This is a genomic window from Limosilactobacillus portuensis, from assembly GCF_028607025.1.
In the GTDB taxonomy this organism is placed as follows: domain Bacteria; phylum Bacillota; class Bacilli; order Lactobacillales; family Lactobacillaceae; genus Limosilactobacillus; species Limosilactobacillus portuensis.
Genome location: NZ_CP117296.1, coordinates 1335278 through 1357326 on the forward strand (window position 1 = coordinate 1335278; position 22049 = coordinate 1357326).

22 protein-coding genes are annotated in these 22049 nt (G+C 40.8%); 4 read left to right on the forward strand and 18 right to left on the reverse strand.

Annotated features, from left to right (window positions below; genetic code table 11):
• Positions 1-104: 104 nt before the first annotated feature.
• The 5 genes from PRK60_RS06895 to cdaA form a co-directional block, all read right to left on the reverse strand.
• Positions 105-416: a hypothetical protein gene (locus PRK60_RS06895; protein ID WP_102169171.1), complete on the reverse strand. Its 312-nt coding sequence runs from the start codon at positions 414-416 to the stop codon at positions 105-107.
• Positions 417-691: 275 nt separating this feature from the next.
• The gene (gene glmS, locus PRK60_RS06900) at positions 692-2512 is read right to left on the reverse strand and encodes a glutamine--fructose-6-phosphate transaminase (isomerizing) (RefSeq protein WP_102169172.1); all 1821 of its coding nucleotides are present in this window, start codon (positions 2510-2512) and stop codon (positions 692-694) included.
• 189 nt (positions 2513-2701) lie between these two features.
• The gene (gene glmM / locus PRK60_RS06905; RefSeq protein WP_102169173.1) at positions 2702-4057 is read right to left on the reverse strand and encodes a phosphoglucosamine mutase; all 1356 of its coding nucleotides are present in this window, start codon (positions 4055-4057) and stop codon (positions 2702-2704) included.
• A gap of 24 nt (positions 4058-4081) precedes the next feature.
• Positions 4082-4927 (reverse strand): CdaR family protein, encoded by an 846-nt coding sequence (locus PRK60_RS06910; RefSeq protein ID WP_102169174.1) that lies wholly within the window; start codon positions 4925-4927, stop codon positions 4082-4084.
• Complete coding sequence (gene cdaA / locus PRK60_RS06915; RefSeq protein WP_102169175.1) at positions 4920-5765, reverse strand: diadenylate cyclase CdaA; 846 nt, start codon at positions 5763-5765, stop codon at positions 4920-4922. Before cdaA ends, PRK60_RS06910 begins: the two co-directional genes overlap by 8 nt.
• Before the next feature lie 145 nt (positions 5766-5910).
• Here cdaA and PRK60_RS06920 point away from each other — a divergent pair, with 145 nt between their 5' ends.
• A complete protein-coding gene (locus PRK60_RS06920; protein WP_102169176.1) occupies positions 5911-6570 on the forward strand; it encodes a DUF1361 domain-containing protein in 660 nt (219 codons plus the stop codon).
• Between the two features lie 85 nt (positions 6571-6655).
• On the opposite strand, the gene murB is transcribed toward PRK60_RS06920, so the two are convergent.
• Complete coding sequence (murB, locus tag PRK60_RS06925; RefSeq protein ID WP_273645853.1) at positions 6656-7552, reverse strand: UDP-N-acetylmuramate dehydrogenase; 897 nt, start codon at positions 7550-7552, stop codon at positions 6656-6658.
• Positions 7553-7683: 131 nt separating this feature from the next.
• Between murB and PRK60_RS06930 the strand changes: the two genes are divergently transcribed.
• Together PRK60_RS06930 and PRK60_RS06935 are read left to right on the forward strand one after the other, a co-directional pair.
• Entirely contained in the window at positions 7684-8220 is a 537-nt protein-coding gene (locus PRK60_RS06930) for a 3'-5' exonuclease (RefSeq protein WP_102169178.1), read from the forward strand.
• Between the two features lie 15 nt (positions 8221-8235).
• Positions 8236-8667, forward strand: a complete 432-nt coding sequence (locus PRK60_RS06935; RefSeq protein WP_102169179.1) for a PAS domain-containing protein — start codon at positions 8236-8238, stop codon at positions 8665-8667.
• A gap of 46 nt (positions 8668-8713) precedes the next feature.
• Here PRK60_RS06935 and PRK60_RS06940 read toward each other — a convergent pair whose 3' ends face one another.
• The 4 genes from PRK60_RS06940 to PRK60_RS06955 form a co-directional block, all read right to left on the reverse strand.
• Positions 8714-9202 (reverse strand): GNAT family N-acetyltransferase, encoded by a 489-nt coding sequence (locus PRK60_RS06940; protein WP_102169180.1) that lies wholly within the window; start codon positions 9200-9202, stop codon positions 8714-8716.
• Between the two features lie 2 nt (positions 9203-9204).
• Positions 9205-9657 (reverse strand): tRNA (adenosine(37)-N6)-threonylcarbamoyltransferase complex ATPase subunit type 1 TsaE, encoded by a 453-nt coding sequence (gene tsaE, locus PRK60_RS06945; RefSeq protein ID WP_102169181.1) that lies wholly within the window; start codon positions 9655-9657, stop codon positions 9205-9207.
• A 128-nt stretch (positions 9658-9785) separates the two neighbouring features.
• The gene (pta, locus tag PRK60_RS06950) at positions 9786-10760 is read right to left on the reverse strand and encodes a phosphate acetyltransferase (protein ID WP_148444579.1); all 975 of its coding nucleotides are present in this window, start codon (positions 10758-10760) and stop codon (positions 9786-9788) included.
• A 24-nt stretch (positions 10761-10784) separates the two neighbouring features.
• Positions 10785-11483, reverse strand: coding sequence for a uracil-DNA glycosylase (locus PRK60_RS06955; RefSeq protein ID WP_273645854.1), 699 nt, complete (start codon positions 11481-11483; stop codon positions 10785-10787).
• A 142-nt stretch (positions 11484-11625) separates the two neighbouring features.
• Between PRK60_RS06955 and PRK60_RS06960 the strand changes: the two genes are divergently transcribed.
• Positions 11626-12195 carry an LURP-one-related/scramblase family protein gene (locus PRK60_RS06960; protein WP_235980890.1) on the forward strand — a complete coding sequence of 190 codons (570 nt, stop codon included), beginning with the start codon at positions 11626-11628 and terminating at the stop codon, positions 12193-12195.
• A gap of 363 nt (positions 12196-12558) precedes the next feature.
• On the opposite strand, the gene smpB is transcribed toward PRK60_RS06960, so the two are convergent.
• The 8 genes from smpB to tpiA form a co-directional block, all read right to left on the reverse strand.
• Entirely contained in the window at positions 12559-13026 is a 468-nt protein-coding gene (smpB, locus tag PRK60_RS06965; protein WP_003717609.1) for an SsrA-binding protein SmpB, read from the reverse strand.
• 25 nt (positions 13027-13051) lie between these two features.
• Positions 13052-15457: a ribonuclease R gene (gene rnr / locus PRK60_RS06970; RefSeq protein ID WP_102169184.1), complete on the reverse strand. Its 2406-nt coding sequence runs from the start codon at positions 15455-15457 to the stop codon at positions 13052-13054.
• Position 15458: 1 nt separating this feature from the next.
• Entirely contained in the window at positions 15459-16214 is a 756-nt protein-coding gene (locus PRK60_RS06975) for an alpha/beta hydrolase (RefSeq protein ID WP_273645855.1), read from the reverse strand.
• Positions 16215-16276: 62 nt separating this feature from the next.
• Positions 16277-16516 carry a preprotein translocase subunit SecG gene (gene secG, locus PRK60_RS06980; protein ID WP_040531604.1) on the reverse strand — a complete coding sequence of 80 codons (240 nt, stop codon included), beginning with the start codon at positions 16514-16516 and terminating at the stop codon, positions 16277-16279.
• A 65-nt stretch (positions 16517-16581) separates the two neighbouring features.
• A complete protein-coding gene (locus tag PRK60_RS06985; RefSeq protein WP_178696009.1) occupies positions 16582-18126 on the reverse strand; it encodes a ClC family H(+)/Cl(-) exchange transporter in 1545 nt (514 codons plus the stop codon).
• Positions 18127-18231: 105 nt separating this feature from the next.
• Positions 18232-19617 (reverse strand): amino acid permease, encoded by a 1386-nt coding sequence (locus PRK60_RS06990; protein ID WP_102169187.1) that lies wholly within the window; start codon positions 19615-19617, stop codon positions 18232-18234.
• A 236-nt stretch (positions 19618-19853) separates the two neighbouring features.
• Positions 19854-21176 carry a phosphopyruvate hydratase gene (gene eno / locus PRK60_RS06995; protein WP_102169188.1) on the reverse strand — a complete coding sequence of 441 codons (1323 nt, stop codon included), beginning with the start codon at positions 21174-21176 and terminating at the stop codon, positions 19854-19856.
• Between the two features lie 88 nt (positions 21177-21264).
• The gene (gene tpiA, locus PRK60_RS07000; protein WP_102169189.1) at positions 21265-22014 is read right to left on the reverse strand and encodes a triose-phosphate isomerase; all 750 of its coding nucleotides are present in this window, start codon (positions 22012-22014) and stop codon (positions 21265-21267) included.
• Positions 22015-22049 lie beyond the last annotated feature (35 nt).

Genomic DNA, 22049 nt, shown 5'->3' on the forward strand with positions numbered 1-22049 from the left:
AACAGAACCCCCAAGAAATATCTTTTCTAATTATAGTGTCTTGGCAAATTACTGTATAGCCTCTTTTAAAAGAAAATTTATTGAATAATAGTACCCTTAACTTTTTAGCCAATATGGTTTTCTTCCAATATATCATGAACAATTTTATCTGCTTCCGGAGTCCGCTTCCACTCGTCCCAGTGATCCATCGACTCATCCTGCATTTGGTAATGGGTATTGATGAAGTGTTCATACTTAATGACGTTTTGGGAATGAGGAATATTTAACTGCAAGATCCGAACCTCCTTGATAAAGCCACGTTCAGCAGCTAATTCAGCTCGTCCATTTTGAACCATATTACCAATTTCATAGTAGCTAGTCCCATCATTCCGTGTAATTTGTTCAATCAAATCCAAGACTTCATGTTGTTCTTCCACAATCCTAACTCCCTTCATAATCTCCAATTTATTATAACGAGAAGCACAAAAAAAATCATCGTCAAAATTGGCGATGATTGGCATAAGAGAGAAAGAGAATTGATTAGAAGGTAATTACTTAAATACCTTACAGTTATTATGATAGCGGTTTCATATATCGCTGTCAACAACTTTTTAGCAATTTTACTAAAAAGTGTCAAAGTATTTCTTTCCTAATACACAAATAATCGTCAGTTGCTAACGTCTCTCACGTGCAACTGACGATTATTGATTAATTATTGAACAGTAACAGACTTTGCCAAGTTCCGTGGCTTGTCAACATCCAGACCCTTACCAAGACTAGTGTAGTATGCCAATAGTTGCGCTGGAACAACACTCAGAAGCGGACTAAGTAATTCGTCAACATCTGGCAGGATAATGTTATCGCCATCCTTTGCCAAGTGACGAGATACAATTGTCAGAGTATTAGCACCCCGCGCTTCAGTTTCTTCAAGGTTACTCCGTGTTAATCCAGCAGTCCGGTCTTGAGTAATAATCCCAATAACTGGCGTTCCCTTTTCAATCAGAGCAATTGTTCCGTGCTTTAATTCACCTGAGGCAAATCCTTCAGCTTGGACATATGAAATTTCCTTTAGCTTAAGAGCTGCTTCAAGTGAAACTGACCAGTCGATTCCCCGACCGATGTAGAAAGCATTCCGTGGCTTTGAAAGGTACTTGTCTGAAAGATCCTTCAAAATGCTCTTACTATCAGTAATTGATTGCATTCCGTTGGCAACCAAACCTAATTGGTGCTTAACATCGAAGGCACCAGCAACTGGCTTATTCATGTATTCACCAAGTGCCTTAGCTAAGATTGCTTCAACGGCAATTTGTGCTGTGTAAGCCTTAGTTGAGGCAACAGCAATTTCTGGACCAGCATAAAGCAATTCAGTAAAGGTTGCTTCACGAGAAAGAGTTGACTTATCCACGTTAGTAATTGTAAGGCTTGGCCAATTATTCTTGTTAACGTTAACCAATACTTCACGACTATCAGCCGTTTCACCACTTTGACTCAAGAAGATAAAGAATGGCTTCTTAGAAAGCAATGGTTGCTCATAAGCAAATTCTGATGAAATGTGAACAGAAGTTGGGATTCCAACCAACTTTTCAAAAATCCGCGCACCAATCAACCCGGCATGGTAACTAGTCCCAGCTCCAACAATGTACAGGTGATCGGCTTCAGACATTGACTTTAATAATTCTTCATCAATTGTTGGCTTGCCATCTTCATCAAAGTACTTTTGAACTAACTTCCGCATTACAGCTGGTTGTTCATCAACTTCCTTTAACATGTAGAATGGGTAAGCACCCTTGTCTGCTGCGTTTGGATCCATATCAACAGTGAAGGTATCACGGTGCTTTTCGTTACCGTCAAAGTCTTCGATTTCAACTGAGTCCGGCTTAACAATAACTAATTCATGATCATCCAATTCCATAAATTGGTTAGTTTGCTTCAACATTGAGGTAGCGTCTGAGCCGACCATGTTGTAGCCATCAGCGATTCCAACCAGTAATGGACTCTTATTCTTAGCAACATAAAGGGTATCTGGTTCTTCCTTATCCATTAATACAAATGCGTATGAAGAATCAGGACTGATTAACTTCAAAACCTTTAATAACGCATTCTTAGTTGAAAGGTGATCTTCAACAACAAATTTGTCCACTAATTGAACAATTACTTCAGTATCAGTTTGGCTCTTAAAGTCAACATCCGCCAAGTAATCTGCCTTTAATTGAGCATAGTTTTCAATTACCCCGTTGTGAACAAGGTAGAAGCGTTCGTCACTAGAATATTGAGGGTGAGCATTAGCTTCATTTGGTTCACCATGAGTAGCCCACCGGGTATGACCAATGCCTGACATTCCATGAACATCATCGGTCAATGCATCTTCAAGGTTGCTAATCCGACCGGCGCGCTTAACCAGGTAGTCATTACCCTTGTTATCATTAACGTAAACCCCAGCTGAATCATAGCCACGGTATTCAAGCCGCTTTAAGCCATTAATTAAAATTGATAGACTGTCTTGACTCCCAGTCACTCCAACAATTCCACACATATTTAATACCATCCTTTTTAAAATTGGTATAGACACATATAGCATGTCCAGCCCATTGAATACACTTAGTATAATAATGTTTTTAACTAGTATTGTCAAACTAAGCGACTTTAATTGGTCTAGGTAAGATATTTAGTGAGCTGATCAAAAAAAGAACAGGAAATTTTCCTAGTTCTTTTTCAATCATTTTTATTTAACTTCTAATTCCTTACGGGCAACCTCAGCAATTCGTTCAACATATTGATGAACTAATTCTGGTGTCGCTGCTTCTGCCATGATCCGAAGCAATGGTTCTGTTCCGCTCGGACGAACAAGAACTCGCCCATCACCGTTCATTTCACCTTCAACTTCTTCAATAATTGCCCGAAGCTTTTCGTTCTTCATTGCAGCAGCCTTATCAGCAACTTTGATGTTAACAAGTTCTTGTGGGTAATTTGTAACGTCGCTAGCTAACTCCTTCAGTGACTTACCTGTTTCCTTAATTACTGAAAGGAGCTGTAAAGCAGTCAGCATCCCATCACCAGTTGTGTTGTAATCTAAGAAGATAATGTGTCCCGACTGTTCACCACCCAGGTTATAGCCGTTCTTTAACATTTCCTCAACAACATACCGGTCACCGACCTTTGTCTTCACACTGGTCATACTATGACTTTCAAGCGCCTTGTACATCCCCAAGTTGCTCATTACGGTAGTGACAATTGTATCCTTCTTCAATAGACCGTTATCATCCATGTATTTTCCACAAATGTACATAATCTTGTCACCATTAACAATGTTTCCTTCATTATCGACGGCAATACAACGGTCACCATCACCATCAAAGGCAATCCCAAGATCAGCCTTATTCTCGACAACAGCTTTTTGTAAACCTTCAGGATGAGTTGAGCCACAGTTGAGATTAGTGTTCAAGCCATTTGGTTGAGCGTTGATTGGAATAAAGTCAACATTCATATCGGCAAATAGGTTGGAAACAAACCCTGAAGTTGCACCATTAGCAGCATCAACAACTACCTTTAACCCAGAAAGATCGGTTGAAACTGTTTGTTCAAGAAATGAAGTATATTTCAAGGCACCTTCATGATAGTCAGCAACAGTTCCTAATCCTTCATCAGATGGTCGTGGCAACGTATCTTCCTCAGCATCTAATAGCTGTTCAATTTCATATTCCAAGTCATCTGATAGTTTGAAGCCGTCTCCACCAAAATATTTAATACCGTTATACTTAATCGGATTATGACTTGCGGTAATCATTACACCGGCATCAGCTTCTTGGGCACGAACAAGGTAGGCAACCCCCGGAGTGGTAACAACTCCTAATCGTAAAACTTCAATTCCAACCGAGAGTAAGCCAGCAACCAACGCGTTTTCTAACATTTGACCAGAGATTCGGGTGTCGCGTGAAACAAGAACTTGCGGTTGCTTTCGTTCAGAGTGCCTAGTAAGAACGTATCCACCAGCACGACCAACCCGAAAAGCCAACTCAGGACTTAAATCCCGGTTTGCAACACCACGAACACCATCAGTACCAAAATATTTTAACTTCATTATTTTTCTCCTCTTAACTAAAATCTACTCATTTGAACTTACTTGTGCGCTACTACTCGATGAACTACTACTTTCACTTGAACTTACGCGACTAGAGCGACTATTACTTGAGCTTGACTGCGCATTATCATTATCACTTGCTGAGCTACTAGTAGTATCGCCCTCACCATGAATCGGAATCGTTACGTTAGTTGTGTTTGGTTCAATTACCACGTTAAGGGTTTGCCCATTTTTATCCACTGCTTGTAGGGTTACTAACCGATGAATATCGGACGTTGCCTTGGTCGGCATTGCAACAAATGCGAGAACCCGATCAACCTTATTAACTTCTTCGCGAGAGCCAGATATCTGAACGTGATCAATATCAGTCCGTGGCGTTCCCACCTGGTAATTATTACTTAGCGAATGGGAACTTAACCGGACGGTAATTTTTTTAGTAATTGTCTTCCGCGGCTGAATATTAACTGTTACATACTGTGGCTTTACGGTTGCGTGAAGCTCAGAATTCAAACCGCTAGTTTTAACCTTCACCCGATGTTTTCCTACTCCAACATTAGTCAGATCAATATAAGCTTTAAAGTTTTGCGTATTTGAAGTTGTTGTTACCAACGCCGAAGGACCATTTACGGTTACCCGGACAGTTTTAGGATAGCCGCTGACAACGTAATTATTATCGGTTGTAATGTCAAGTGGCATCTTAATAACCGCAGTTTTGTTAGACATCAAGGCGCTCGTCTGATCATGCTGCCTGGTATTTTGTCTTAAGAAACCATTACTCCCGTTATTAACGTAGAAAAAGAGGAAGAGAGCCAGGACTAGAGAAGTGATCCGTAAGAACCATTTGTTATTAAAAAATTCCCAGTTATTCATTGCTGCCACCTCCCCGACGACCGAAGAATGAAAATAGCTTAGTAAAGAAGTTATTATCCTTCCCGGTTGTTTGGCTGTATAGTTGGGCCCGCAAGAACTTCAAATAGTCATTTCGTGACATATTGCGAATTAACTCATTATCCTTCGTAATTGAAACTTCACCAGTTTCTTCAGAAATAACGATTGTTAATGCATCGGTAACTTCACTAATTCCAACGGCAGCCCGGTGTCTGGTCCCTAATTCTTTAGGAATCAGTTTACTGTCAGATAGGGGTAAATATGCCGCTGCAACTGAGATTCGATTATTTTTGATGATTACCGCGCCATCATGAAGCGGTGTATTAGGAATGAACGTGTTAATCAGTAATGCACCCGAAATATCTGCATCTAGCGGAATCCCAGTTTCAATATATTCTTCCAAACCCGTCTTCATTTCAATACTAATCAACGCTCCGATCCGTCGCTTTGACATGTATTGGATTGCCTGATCTAATTGCTTAATCGTCTCTTCTTCAGTTTCGTTAGCCGTTTGATTGTGGGTAAAGAACGTCCCTCGTCCTAGGTGTTCCAGCCCCCGACGAATTTCTGGCTGGAAAATAATCACAATGGCGATTACTCCCCAGTTAATGATCTGATCCATTACCCAAGAAACCGTACTTAAACCAATGTACCAACTGACTACCTTCACCAGAATGATAATCAGAATTCCCCGGAATAGTTGAACAGCCCGAGTACCACGAATTAATAGTAATAACTCGTAGATTAAAAACCAAATTACTAAGATATCAATTAGATGGATCAGGTTTTGCCAAGTAAACAGCGCCGAAATAAACTGCATAACTTATCTCACCATCCTCTAAATTACCATAACATTATATCATTTTATCCCGGAAAGAACTGTACTTCATTAAATTTCTGGTATCTGTGATAAAGTCTGGTATTCTAAACTATAAAAGACTCATTTACGGAAGGGACCCGATCAGATGTTTAAATTAACTAAGCAATGGCAAATTCGTTTTTTCTTCTGGATTGCAATCATCCTCCTGAAAATTTTTATGCCAAAGCCGTTTAACTTTATGGCTTTTAACGTTTTCTTAGCTTATATTCCGGTTGAAATTGGCTTTCAGCTCCCCCGTTTTAATGATCGACGGGCGTTAGCTTTCTGGGGGTGCCTCATTATTTGGTTATTGTTTTACCCAAATACTCCCTATGTCATGACTGATCTTTTTCACCTCTCCTGGCTTAATCCCCATACTAGTATCAACGGACTCTTAAAATCTGATCCCCACATTTGGTTAATTTTTGCCATAATGGTTCTTTGCGCGATCAGTTGTCTCTTCTTCGGTCTTTTGTCGTTAGATCAAGTTAGTCATCAACTCACTGAATTAATTTGTCCGCATCATCCAAAAATCAAATTTTGGTGGATCATCATCTTCTCATTCATTTCAAGCATTGGAATTTACATTGGTCGCTTCCTTCGTCTTCATTCCATCTACCTTTTCTTTACCCCAAGTTGGTTTTTCCGCCAATTAATGTCCATTTGGTCAATCGATATGTTAAAATTCACCATTATTTTTACCTGTTTGCAAATTCTTTCCTACTGGATCCTTAAAACAGTTCAAAACACAAAATACAAGGGATAATAGTTTAGTTATACAAAAAGTAAACGGATAAGAAAACCAAGGAATTTTCTTATCCGCTTACTTTTTTACTTCTAATCCTAACAAACTAATCCCGACCAATAATCCGGACTTCGGTCTCCAATGAAACACCAAATTTATTCTTAACGACTTCTTGAACGTGGTGAATAACATTTAAGTAATCGGTGGCCGTTCCGTTATCAATATTAACAATAAAACCAGCGTGTTTCTTTGATACTTGCGCGCCACCGGAAGTATACCCTTGTAAGCCAGCATCATGAATTAGTTTTCCGGCAAAATATCCTGTTGGGCGCTTGAAGACACTTCCACAAGACGGTAACTCTAATGGTTGTTTAGCGGCACGTCGAGCATTCAGTTCATCCATTTGAGCGGTAATCTCTTCCTTGTCTCCTGGTTTTAGTTCAAATGTTGCTTCAAGAACAATCCCATGATTATCTTGAACGCTACTATGACGGTAACCAAAGTCAAGTTCTTCATTGGTTAATTCTTGAATTTCGCCAGTTGGCAACATAATGGTAGCTGACTTAACCGCAAATTTGGTTTCGCCACCATATGCACCGGCATTCATAAAGACAGCACCACCGATGCTTCCAGGAATTCCGGCAGCAAATTCCAAACCAGTTAAACTATGATCTCGTGCAACCTGAGTCGTCTTAATATAAGTTGCTCCTGCTTGAGCCACAACATTGTTACCCTCAACCTTAATCTGGTTCATACCAGTTACAATTAATACCAAACCCGCAATTCCGCCATCACGAACAATTAAGTTACTGGCATTGCCAATTACGGTCAATGGCATATCATTTTTCTTAACAAACTTTACTAATTGCTGGACCTGCTCAACATTTTCTGGGAAAGCCAACCAATCTGCCTTTCCTCCAGTATGAGTAAAGGTATATTTGGATAGTGGTTCCTGCTTTTTAATATTAATTTGGGGAAATTCTTGAATTAAATTAACTACCATAATCTTGTCGTCCTTTATTTTAATCTAGTATTATTGTACCATGCTTAATCACTAATCTTTTGGCAGAAGAAACGAATTACTGGTAAAATTGAAGTCATTAACCTACCCCTGACGAAAGGAGATCTCGCTTCATGAACTTTGTTGCAATGGACTTTGAAACAGCAAACGGCAAACGATACAGTGCCTGTTCTCTAGCACTGACAATCGTTCGAGATAGCAAAATTGTTGATGAATTTTATACTTTAATTAATCCCCAAACTGATTTTTTCTGGCGAAATGTGCAGATCCACGGAATTCATGAAGAGGATGTTCAAGATGCGCCAACATTCCCCGAGGTTTGGCAACACATTAAACAGTTCTACCGACCAGAACAACTTGTAATTGCCCATAATAATAGTTTTGATAATAGTGTCCTGCGAAATACCCTTCTTCATTATGGTATTCAACCGCCGACCTTTCAAACTCTTGACACCGTGAAAAGCAGTCGTCAACTAATCCCTGGGCTTAACAACTATCGGTTAAATACCGTTTGTGATGCCTTACAAATCGATTTGCATCACCATCACAATGCTCTCGATGATGCTCAAGCCTGTGCCAATATTCTTTTATATGAAGCTCAGCATTTTGGTGGAGAACAGCTTCGCCCATTTATTAACTTTTATAATTAAAGGAGAACCCAATCTATGAATAATGAAACAGTCAAGCTATTAGGCGGTAGTTTAACCCTAACCCAATTAAACGCTATTTTTCAAACCATTCCTGAAGAATTTGACTTTATTGATGAACATGACATTGTTCGCTGGTCTTCGGCAAATAAGCACCGCCTCTTCAAGCGGACTGACGATGATCTCGGCAAACACGTCTTAGAGGTTCATCCCGGTCATAGCCAAGAACGGGTGAAACAAGTCTTACAGCAAATGCACGATGGCAAACGTGGTGTCTTAAGTCTAATCATTCACTATCACGATAAGCCAATTAACATTGCCTTCTATTCACTTCATGATAATAATGGTAAGTATATCGGCTGTGTTGAAGTAACCCAGGATGTTTCAGGACATCAAGAAAAAGGTGCCTGGTTACATAACATTAAGCAAGTACTATTCAAACATAAATAATCAATAACGGCTCCTGACATTCGCAACTCTGAATGCCAGGAGCCCTTTATTCTTGCCGATAATCCATCTGGAGTGCCTTTCGTCCTGAAACTAATCGATGCTCACGAACCACAAAGTTCATCTTACGATATAAGTTAATTGCCGGAACATTATCCTCAAAAACATCTAAGGTAAGTTGAGCCAAACTACTATAATTAGCAAACCAATATTCAGCTTCATCCACTAATAACTGGCCAATTCCTTGATGCCAGTATTTTTTGGCCACAATAACTCCTAACTCACCCATCTGAGTTTCGTTAGGTAACCGCATTATTGTTACCATCCCCACAATCTCTTTTTCAAACACTGCTAGTAACATTATACAATCGTCCACGCTGTTAATTATTTGAATATTTTCGCGTTCTTCCTTCGCGGTTACTCTTTCTAGGTGCGGAATTGTGACCGCATCACTTTCCGTTGCTGCTTGTCGAAGAAAGTTAAGAATAACAGCTGCATCCTCAGGTTCAGCTAATTTAATTTTAACAGTCTCTGACATTATTACAGCTCCGTAACTACCTGTTCAAAGTGACGGCCGTGTGGTTCAAATTGAAGAAGACGGGTATTTTCGTCATCCGTTCGCTTAAAGTGAATTGCCAAAAAATCAGTAGGTAACTCCTCTTCAACAAATTGGGCCCACTCCACAACACTCACTCCGTCACTATCAAAGTATTCCTCTAGTCCTAAGTCTTCTGCACCACCGTTTTCAAGGCGGTACGCATCCATATGGTATAGCGGTAGTCGACCATCATGGTACTCACGGATAATGGTAAAGGTTGGACTCTTAATCAGGTCTGGAATATCTAATCCCTTAGCTAATCCCTTAGTAAAAGTTGTCTTCCCGGCACCAAGATCACCATCTAAAACTAAAACATCTCCAGCCTTTAATAGCCGTCCTACCCTTTCACCAAGCTCAATCGTTTTTTCGCGATCAGTTAACTTTACTTCTTTCATCCGTCTCCGCTCCTCAGTTTTTCTAAAGCTATTGTAGCTGATACCTAAGCTTAAAAGCAACAAAAGAGAGAAGAGACTGGTGTTTCCCAGTTTCTCCTCTCAAGAGTTTTTAAACTTATTATATTCTATTATAATGCCTGAGCAGCTGTAATAATAGCTACCTTGTAAGCATCATCCTCACTGCATCCCCGCGAAAGATCGGCAATTGGAGCATTCAAGCCTTGGAGAATTGGGCCTACAGCAGTAAAGCCACCAAATCGTTGGGCAATCTTGTAACCAATATTTCCGGCTTCAAGGCTTGGGAAAATAAAGACATTTGCGTGGCCGGCAACCTTAGAACCTGGAGCCTTTAACTCGCCAACTGAAGGAACAACAGCAGCATCGAATTGCATTTCACCATCAGCAGGAAGATCTGGTTCCATTTCATGAACCTTTTCTGTGGCTTCAGCAACCTTAGTAACCATGTCTCCCTTAGCCGAACCCTTAGTAGAGAAGCTAAGAAGGGCGACCTTAGGATCAATACCAAAGATTTTGGCAGTCTCTGCACTTTGAACAGCAACCTCAGCCATGGTATCCGCATCTAATTCAATGTTAATTGCACAGTCAGCAAAGATGTACCGTTGGTCACCTTTTTGCATCAAGAATGCCCCACTAATTCGGTGAGCATTTGGCTTTGTTTTAATAATTTGTAATGCTGGACGAACAGTTGAACCGGTTGAGTGAACTGCTCCAGAAACCATTCCATCAGCCTTTCCCATATAAACTAACATGGTTCCAAAGTAGCTAACGTCTTCAAGCATCTTTTCAACTTGTTCAGGAGTATTCTTTCCCTTACGGCGTTCCAAGAGAGCATCAAACATGGCCTTCTTATCAGCTTCTGGATAAGTTGCTGGATCAATAATCTTTAAGCCGGTAATATCGAAGTTATTTTCCTTAGCGGTTGCTTCAATCTCATCCTTTGTTCCAAGCAGAATTGGTTCTACTAAACCATCGTTTTGTAAACGAACGGCAGCACCTAAGATTCGCTTATCAGCACCTTCAGGGAAGACAATGGTTTTGTCTTGTCCCTTTACCTTTGCAGCAATTTCATCAAATAAATCCATCTACAAGAACCTCCTTATTGGTTATCAAGCCTTACCGTCAACTATCGGTTGGTCCGGTAATTGCCAATCAATTGGCTCCTCTCCCATTGCGCGAAGTGCTTCATTTGTCTTTGAAAATGGTTTTGAACCGAAGAATCCACGGTTAGCTGAAAGCGGACTTGGGTGTGCTGATTCCAAGATAATATTTGTCTTAAGGTTAATCAGCTTTTTCTTATCCCGCGCCGCTCTTCCCCAGAGAATAAAGACAACTGGTTGAGGGCGTTCGGACAATGCGTGAATTGCAGCGTCCGTCAATTGTTCCCAACCATGCCCCTTGTGAGAAAAGGCTTGGCCTGCACGAACTGTTAAGACCGAATTCAAAAGCAAAACACCTTGATCAGCCCATTTTTTTAGGTAACCATGTTGAACCAGATGACAACCGACATCACTTTGCAGTTCCTTATAAATATTTTGCAATGATGGTGGAACAGGGATCCCTGGCAAAACCGAAAAGCTGCATCCATGAGCCTGGTGAGGACCATGGTACGGATCTTGACCTAAAATGACAACTTTGACTTTACTAAAGGGTGTCCATTCAAAAGCCTCAAAAATATGATGCATCTCCGGATAGATTGTCCGATGGCTGTACTCTTCTTTTAAGAAATTATGTAACTGCGCATAATATGCACTTTCAAATTGGGGTTTTAAAACGTCCCACCAATCATTATGAATAAGTTGTTTCACGATTCTAGCACCTCAACTAATATTTTAGCATAAGTAGCGATGGGCGGGAATGGAAAATGAAACCGCTTTGTAAAGTTATCATTTTTATAAGTAAACTGGTACAATAATGGTAATTAATTTGTCTTTAAGGAGCGGTGATTGGATGCGGCAACTTTATTTACGTGATCATGATACAGACCTCCACGGAACTACCGTTATTCGTAACTATCAAGGACGTTCGCTATACCTCCTGGTAGGTAAATGGGGTGCGCTTCACGATGTTTTATCTTTATATTCAATTTCTGGTGACTTACTTGCCGAAGTGAAACAGCTCAGTTTTGGAATAATTCCAAAGTTTGCCTTATTTAAGGATCGCCAAAAAGTGGGAACAGTTAGTAAGTCTCTTGGTTTCGTTCGTGAGGTTATTTATATTAAGGGCCTTAGCTGGGTTGTCGTTGGTTCACCATTTTCGGGAAAGTATCGCGTTTTTAAAAAGAATCACCTCGTCTTTTCCATCCAGCCAGTTGCTTTTACCGGCGATTATTATCACGAGTTAAAGGTAAAAAATGAAGAAGATGAACCACTTGCCATCCTTGTTGCAAGTGTTCTCCAACATTGGGCTCGTCGCAAACAATCATCCCCACTCCACGTCCACTGGGGAAGCGTTGCTACGGGGAATGATACTTGTCTTGGTTACCAAATTGAATCGTCACAGTTTAAAAAGCAAAAATAATGATTAAATTAAAGCTGCTTAAACAAACAAGCGACTGACAAAATTGTCAGTCGCTTGTTTTGCGTATATGGTTGCATCGGCGACATAGTCAAGAACTGCTCGCCAGGAACTTGCTAGCTCGCACTCTATTAAACGTGCTCAGCCTAAGCTCCCTCAAGATAACGACCTCTCTCCGCAGTAGCTGACCGAACTTTATATTCATAAAGTTCTAGTCATCCTTGCGAAGGTTAGCGATTCTACTGCAATCGAGTCAAAACGAGTTCGCCCTAACCTTCCTCGAGCTAACGACCTCCACCTCCGACGACGAAACGTCGTTCGGTGGAGAAATCGTTAGCCACCAGAAGGTTTTAACGGGCTCACTCTCTAATAATGCTTCATCACCCGTTCCATCTCACGGTTGGCTTCACGGCGCTTAATGGATTCACGCTTATCGTATTCGTGTTTTCCTTTAGCAAGACCGAGAAGAACCTTTGCATAGCCGTGCTTAATATACATCTTTAACGGGATAAGGGTAACTCCCTTATCTTGGAGAGCACCAGTTAATTTATGAATCTCTTTTTTGTGGAGAAGCAGTTTACGATTACGAAGCGGATCCTGATTGAAGAAAGTTCCATTATCGTATTCACTAATATGAACATTCATTAACCATGCTTCACCATTACGAATTTGAGCAAAGCCATCTTTTAAATTAACCCGGTGTGCTCGTACAGACTTAATCTCCGTTCCCGTTAAAACTAGTCCTGCTTCATATGTGTCAGTCACAAAATAATCATGACGGGCCTTTTTGTTTTGAGCGATTAAATTATCATTGTTTTCATGCTTTTTGGCCATGGAATCCCCCCATCAGGTCAAAATATTAATGTCGGCGTCGACGCTGTCCTTCAAAATCACGAGAATTATTATGGTGACGGGCCTGTCCACGATTTATTTGCCGGTTATTCCGATTACCATTCTCACGACCATCGTGTTTCCACTTTCCTTGTGTATTCCGGAAGTGACCGCCATTTTGCTTGTGACTACCATTACTGTGACCATGCCGATTATTTCCCCGACGACCGCCACGACGATCATCGTTATGGGGAACCCGAATCTTGGTTGTTGGTGCTTCTTCGGGGTTAACTAATTGAAAATCGACTTCACGTAGATCCTTGTCAACCCGAACTAGTTTAACCTTGATCGGTTGACCAATTTGGAAAATTCGGTGGTGACTACGACCAATTAAAGCCAGATGCTTTTCTGAATATTCATAGTAGTCATCATTCATGACGCTAATATGGACGAGTCCCTCAACGGTATTCTCTAATTCAACAAATAGTCCGAACTTCATAACTGAACTAACAACTGCATCGAAGGTTTCTCCAACATGGTCCTCCATATATTCAGCCTTCTTCATGCTATCAACATCACGTTCAGTATCAATTCCCCGCCGTTCTGTAAATGACGTATGCTCAGCAATTTCTGGCAAACGATCACGCCAGGCAGCCTTTGCGTCTTCTCCCTTACCATGCTTTTCATACCACTTGATTAAACGGTGAACCGTATCATCAGGGTACCGCCGAATCGGTGAAGTAAAGTGGGTGTAATACTTTGCACCTAAGCCAAAGTGACCAACCTCTTCATCGTCATACTTTGCCTGTTGCATACTCCGCAACATCATTACTTGAACCATTTGTTCTTCCGGCTTTCCAGCAACCTGTTTCAAAACATTTTGAAGCATTTTCGGCTTAACATTATTAATATCACCATGAGCATTAATCCCGAAAACATTTAGGAATTCAAAGAAAGACTTAATCTTCTCATTATCAGGTTGTTCGTGAATCCGATAAAGGAATGGGACATGCTCCTTGTAATAATGTTCAGCAACCGTTTCGTTAGCGGCAAGCATAAATGATTCGATCATCCGCTCTGCCAATCCGCGTTCACGAAGTTGAATATCAGTTGGGTGCCCCTGATCATCAACAATAATCTTGGCTTCCGGTGCTTCAAAGTCAATTGCACCCCGGCGTTTCCGTGCATTTAACAGGATCTTATGAATATCGCGCATGGTTTCAAACATCGGAACTAAATCCTTGTATTCAGCCATTGTCTTAGCATCATGGGATTCCAGGATCCGATTGACTGCCTTATAAGTCATTCGCGCGTGGGACCGCATTACACTTGGAAAAATCCGGTGCTTAACGATCCGTCCTTGTTCATCAATCTCCATTTCACAACTCATGGAAAGTCGTTCTTCACCTGGATTAAGTGAACAAATACCATTAGAAAGCCGTTTAGGAAGCATTGGTACTACCCGGTCAGTTAAGTAAACTGAAGTTCCCCGCTTAAATGCTTCCTTATCAAGAGCGGATCCTGGCTTAACGTAGTGGCTAACATCAGCGATATGAACTCCAAGATGATAGTGACCGTTATCCATCTTCCATGCGACAACCGCATCGTCCAAATCTTTAGACTCAATTGCATCAATTGTTACTAACGGCTGGTCAGTAATGTCTACCCGACCCTTCTTTTCTTCAGGAAGGACCTTCAATGGGATTTTATTAGCTTCATCCATTACCTCTTGAGGAAATTCATGAGGAACGTCGTGGGCATAGATCACCGAAAGAATATCAATTCCCGGCTCATCCTTATCACCAATCACTTCGTTAACTGCACCAGTCATTACTTGCGGGGCCTCATCATCAGGATAGGTGGCAATAGTCGCGGTAACTACTTGACCATCCATTGGTTTTAGTCCTTGATCATTGACGAAGAACCGGTAATTAGAAAGCTTTTTATCCTTTAAAAGAATTTCACCAATGTAATCACCGACAGTTTCTTGCTTAAACTCACCAACGATTTGATCGTAGTTATGTTCAACAATTTTAACTACTTGCCCTTCAGGGCCCTGGTCACTCCCTGGCTTAGCGGGGCGAAGAATTTTTACTTCAACCTGATCACCATTTAAGGCGTGCATTGTATGGTCAGGGTTTATATACATATCCGGTAAGTCAGGATCATAGTCAACAAAGCCAAATCCCTTATCATTAGCATGGAAAGTCCCGATAATTGCTTGGGGCTTAATCACAGCCTTAAATTCTCCGCGATCAGTCACTGTCACTTTCTTCTCACGTTCAAGTTCGGCTAATGCTTGAACAATTGGCGTAAAGGAATCAGCATCAGCCATCTTTAATGCCCGTCCTAGTTTTTCAGCTGAAAAACTAACATTGGCATTTTCCTTTAGGTAATCTAATATCTGATCTTTTAATTTCGTTTTTGTTGTCATATTACACCTCAAATGTTTTTTGTAGGAAGTCAGTAACGTCAGCAAATAACTGGCGATGGGCATTGTTAACGGTAAGAACGTGACCAGCCTGCGGATAATAATGATAGTCAGCTGGAGTTCCTTGGGCTAATAACTTTTCGGCTAATTCTTTTCCAGAATGAGGGTTAATCATTTCATCCCGACCACCTTGACCAATAAAAAATGGCTGGTGGATTTGCTCCAGGTGCTGATCTATTTCCCGTGTCATTTCGCTAATAGCAGTTAATTGTTTTGGTAACAATTGATTAATTTTTACAATTCGTTCGTTAATTTCCCGGGAATCCAATCCTGCTTTCTTATAGTAAGTAGTTGCTAATTGCGGGAAAAATTGTGGAACATTTGATTGTCCCCAAGTAGTAACGGGAGACGCAAAAACTCCCCCGCCTACTAGGGTTGGATCATTCTCTAATGCCTTGGTAGCTAATAATCCTCCTAATGACAAACCGAGAATCGCTATCTTCTCCATTCCCATATCCTTTAATCGCCGAATTGCAAATTGCGTATCAGTCCACCAATCTTCTGGACCACTTTTTTCTAAGACAGTCAGTGGACCGCTCCCGTGCCCAGTAAACACTGGAGCATAAATCGTATAATCCTGTCGCTCCAGGTGTCGTGCAAGCATTCGCATATCAGCACTACTACTCGTATATGAATGTAATAGAATAACCCCAAAACGACCGTGCGGAAATAAAAAGGGCTTCCCCGAACTAACTTCCATTATTTCTTACTCCTTAAAATAAAAAAGCCTCCTGAATACATGATACAGGAGGCAGCGCCGCTTTAGTGTGATGAAACGAAAACCAAGGCCAAAGCTAGGATAAAGAAGATCGCCCCACAAATCGTAGTAACAACTTGCATTACGGCTTCAAATCCACGAGCCTTACGCCGTGAGAATAAATCTCCAGCTCCACCTGTTAAAGCAGACATTGCATCATTATCGTTCTTAGCTGGTTGCATCATTACACATGCAATCAGAACTACACAATCTATTAAAAATAAAGTCATTAATGTGTTATACAAGGATTTTTCCTCCTAATAATTGCCCACTATATCTAATACAGAATAACATACTCTTTACCTAATTTCTACATTTTTGGCGTGTGAGATGACCGTTCTAATATTTCTTGAAGCTTATTCTTATCGGAAATATTTGCTTGGATGAGCAAGGTATCGCCAGCCAAAAGAATTGTTTTCCCGTTTGGAATAATTTTATCTTCTCCACGATAAATAAGGGAAACGATGCAATCAGCCGGCCATGAATAATCCGCTATTTGACATCCATCAAGTTCTGATCCCGGATAAATCGTTACCGAAAGCGTCTCTTGGTGGAGTGGCTTTTTCTCAGCACGCAGTCCGATAAAGTTTTCAAACATCGCGGTATAAACAGGTCTACCATGCAACGCATCAACCACCAGATAGGCAATAATCGAAACCATTGCTAACGGCATCAAATGTGCTAACGAACCTACCATTTCGGTAATAAGCAGAATTGCAGTAAATGGCGCCTTACTGATACAAGCAAAGTAGCCTGCCATTGCGTAAATAATGAAATTTGGTAGGTACCGCGCAGGCAAAATTCCCACTTTAACCATTAGTGTACAATAAACTGCTCCCAAGACTGCTCCTAAGGTCAAAATCGGCAGAAAGATTCCCCCAGGTAATTGGCTTCCGTAGCTAATCATTGAAAAGACAAAGCGAAGAACAAACAAGCCGATAAAAAGAGTTAGGGAGAATGGCAGTAATCTTAACTCAGCAATTAACTGGTTTCCACCACCAAGAGTATAAGGAAGGTACCAAGCAACCGGGATAACTAAAAGAAATGGGATAACAGGATATACTGAAGGCTTAAGCCATGTTAGCTTTCCTGACCAATGATCAAGTCGCAAAATAACAACCTGATAAAGCCGGCCCAGAAAGCCAAGCGCAATTCCTAGAATAATTAGATGCCAATACAAGCCAACCGGCAATTCATATTGATAAGGAACATTTAATACCGGCTTAAGGCCAAAGATAGTCATAGAAACCATATTTGAGCAAAGCGAACTAATAAAGGTTGCCAGCCAAATTAACGGTGAGAAGTTATGATAAACTTCCTCCAGAATAAAAATGGTACTTGCAATCGGTGCATTAAATGCTGCTGCCAATCCAGCAGCGGCACCACTAGCAATGCCAACACGACGGTTAAGTGAACTAACGTGGGCCGTTTCGGCAACCCCCTGACCAATTGTCGCTCCCAACTGGATTGAAGGTCCTTCGCGGCCGAGAAACAGACCAGAACCAATGGCAAAAATTCCGCCAAGATACTTTCGCCATAAAACCGGCCACCATTTTTCGTCAAATTGACACTTTAACTGACCCTCAACCTGAGGGATCCCGGACCCTTTAATATTCGGGTAGCGCTGTGCAAGCTGGCCCAAAATTAATGCTAGAATTACCGAACCAACTGTCCAATAAATTAATCCCGTTGGGTGATGGTGGAAATAGGCAAAACTCGCACTAACAAATTCCAAAAAATGTTGAATGATTAACCGAAATGTACTAACCACTAATCCCGTTAACAGTCCAATAATAATGGCGCGAATCATTTGCTTAACTTGGCTATCCTGGTTAACAGTTCTTTCCTTATTCATTGTTTCTCCTAACTTTCCCTAAGATTCACCCAAGTATTGTACTACATCTCCAAAGAAAAAACAGGTAGTGGATAGTGATTAATCCAGAACCTGCTAGTTAAGTTCTTATTTAGCTGTTGTTCTCTTTAAGCCATGCCGAACAAGGTAAACAATTGTTGCAACAATCAGAACAATTGCCCCGACAATAACCGAAATCCGGGTATCAGGATTAATGAACATAAAGATCACAATTACAATTAGCATAATAAACGCGAAGTAATTTGAGAATGGATAGAGAGGTAACTTAAACGGATGATCTACCATCAAGTCTGCATTATTCTTCCGGAAACGTAATTCCGCAAGAAGGATTACAAACCACGGAATCATCCCTGGCAGAACTGAAGAACTGAAGACAACGACAAACATATCGGAAGTTGAATGATTATAAATTGAGGAAATCATATCAATGATAAAGCCAATTAAAATCCCCCCGGAGATTCCAAGAATTGCCGCATCAGGAACAATTCGCTTTGAAAGGCGACCAAAAATCTTTGGTGCATCCCCTTCATGGGAAAGTTTAAATAGCATCCGACTTGAACTGTAAATTCCGGAGTTAGCACCAGAAAGGGCTGCCGTTAGTACAACAAAGTTAATAATTGATGCTGCAGCAGTAATCCCCACCTTAGCAAAGGTTGATACAAATGGTGAACCAACACTGCTTAGCTTATCCCACGGGTAAATCGTTACGATAACGAAGATAGCCCCAACATAGAAAATCAGGATCCGAAAAAGGACAGACTTAACAGACTTAATAATTGCTTCCTGCGGATCGGCAACTTCACCAGCAGAAATTCCCAGTAATTCAATTCCCTCATATGACCCAACGATAATTGACATTGAGAAGAAGAAACCACTAATTCCGCCCGTAAAGAAGCCACCATGTGCCCAAAGATTACTAAAACCTGTTGGGTGACCACCGTTACCAAAACCGAAAAGGATCACCATGAAGCCTAAGAAAATCATGAAGATAATTGTAACAACCTTGATCATTGCAAACCAAAATTCTAGCGAGCCATATGCCTTAGCACTAGCAAGGTTTGCCAATACCAAGAAGATAATGATCACGATCCCGGCAATCCAAGTATGCATGTGTGGCCACCAAAATTTCAGATATTCGGTAGCCGCCACAACTTCCGACATTCCAACAACAATATATTCAAAGACATTCGCCCATTTAGCAAGATATCCTGCAAGTGGGTGCACATACTCAGTAGCGTAGTCCGCAAACGACCCCGTTCCCGGATTAATGTAGATCATTTCTCCAAGAGCCCGCATAACAATGTAGAGGATTAAGCCAACAAATGCATAAGCTAAGAGTACTGATGGTCCGGTCCACTTAATTGTTGATGTTGAACCCATAAATAACCCAACACCAATTGCTCCACCTAAGGAAATCATTTCCATTTGGCCAGCAGTCATTGATCGCCGTAACTTTGGCGCAGAATTTTTCATTAGTATCAAATCCCTTTCTCAAATTATAGCTCTTCAAATTATATTATATGAATCACTAATTGCCAAGAACTTTTCTAATCATTCTCTCATTATTAATTGGTTTAACAAAAAATAATTAACTTAATTAAGAAAGAAAAGCTGATAAAATAATAAAAATAACTTAAACAAAAATAGACCTTCCACAGTCAACTGAAATTGACTATGAAAAGGTCTATTATTCTTTAACGTTATGTTAATTAACGGTTTTCGATGTCTTGACGAGCTTGTTCACTCAAGTTGTAGAAGGAGTGGATACCCTTGTATTGAGCAACATCACCAAGTTGGTCTTCAATCCGCATTAATTGGTTGTACTTAGCAAGACGGTCAGTCCGGCTCATGGAACCAGTCTTGATTTGTCCAGCATTAGTAGCAACAACTAAGTCAGCAATGGTAGTATCTTCAGTTTCACCAGAACGGTGTGAAACAATAGCAGTGTAACCAGCTTCCTTAGCCATTTCGATTGCTTCAACAGTTTCAGTCAAAGTACCGATTTGGTTAAGCTTAATTAAGATTGAGTTAGCTGCACCCATCTTAATACCCTTCTTAAGGTAATCAGTGTTAGTTACAAAGAAGTCATCACCAACAAGTTGAACCTTCTTACCAAGCTTGTTAGTAAGGGTTACCCAGTCATTCCAGTTGTTTTCATCAATTGGGTCTTCAACAGATACAACTGGGTACTTTTCAATAATTCCTGAAAGGTAGTCAATAAATTCATCAGTAGTGAATTCTTCACCAGTTGACCAACGAAGCTTGTACTTCTTGTCTTCGTCGTTCCACAATTCTGAAGCAGCAACGTCAAAGGCAATTGCAATATCCTTACCTGGCTTGTAGCCGGCATCCTTGATAGCTTTAATCAAGTATTCGAATGGTTCTTCGTTGTTAGCAAAGTCTGGAGCAAATCCACCTTCGTCACCAACAGAAGTTACCTTTCCAGCAGCTTCCAATTCCTTCTTCAAAGCATGGAAAGTTTCTGAACCCCAACGAATTGCTTCACGAACAGTTGGTGCACCAACTGGCATGATCATGAATTCTTGGAAGTCAACCTTGTTATCAGAGTGAGCACCACCGTTGATAACGTTCATCATTGGTGTTGGCAATACGTGAGCATTGAAACCACCAAGGTAGTTGTAAAGAGGAATTTGTAATTCGTCAGCAGCAGCACGAGCAGCAGCAAGTGAAACAGCTAAAATAGCGTTAGCACCTAACTTACCCTTGTTTGGAGTACCGTCTAACTTAATCATTGCCTTGTCAATTGCAATTTGGTCGGTAACTTCCATACCAACAATTTCCTTAGCAATAACGTCGTTAACATTAGCAACGGCCTTTAATACTCCCTCACCGCCAAAACGGTTCTTATCACCGTCACGTAATTCAACGGCTTCGTGTTCACCAGTTGAGGCACCTGAAGGTACGATTCCACGGCCAACACCACCAGCTTCAGTATATACTTCAGCTTCAACTGTAGGGTTACCACGTGAATCAAGAACTTCACGTGCATAAATATCTGTAATAAGTGACATTTGATGAATCTCTCCTCTGTCTTAAATTCGATAGCAATCGCGCTATTTCATTAATATTGTATTATTTTGTGCAACCAAAAACAAGCATTTAGTGGTTAACTAATTTTAAAAATGTTTCAGGATCCAAGCTCGCACCACCTACGAGGACCCCATCAATATCCTGACTTGACATTAAGTCATTGATATTACTAGTTGTTACGCTTCCTCCATAAAGGATTCGAACGTCATCAGCAACGTCATTCCCGTACATATAAGCTATCGTCTGCCGAATTAGGTAACATCCCTCTTCAGCTTCATTAGGATCCGCACTTTGACCGGTCCCAATTGCCCAACTTGGCTCATAAGCAATTGTAACGTGTCTAATCTCGTCGCTTGAAAGTCCCTTAGCATCGTAAAGAATTTGGTTTACAACCCAATGAACTTTTTTCCCTGCTGTCCGTCGTCCCATTGTGTCATCACAACAAACGATGGGGCAAAGATGATCAGCTAATGCTGCTTTAATTTTTTTATTTACGATCTCATCAGTCTCATGAAAGTACTTCCGGCGCTCGGAATGTCCAAGGATTACATGGTGAATTCCTGCTTGATAAAGGGCGTATGGACTTGTCTCGCCTGTATACGCACCTTCATTTTTATAATAGCAGTTCTCAGCAGCAATTTTCAGTGGAGAGCCTGCAGCAGCTTCTTTCATTGAAACTAACGATAACGTTGGCCCCGCTAATGCAGTTTCCAACTGTTTTGCTGGTGGCAGCTGATCCTTTACCTTTTTAACAAAATCAACTGATTCAGCCACCGTTTTATGCATTTTCCAATTGCCAGCGATAATTGGTACCCTCATCAAAATCACTCCTTTAAACCGCAAAAAAAGCAGAA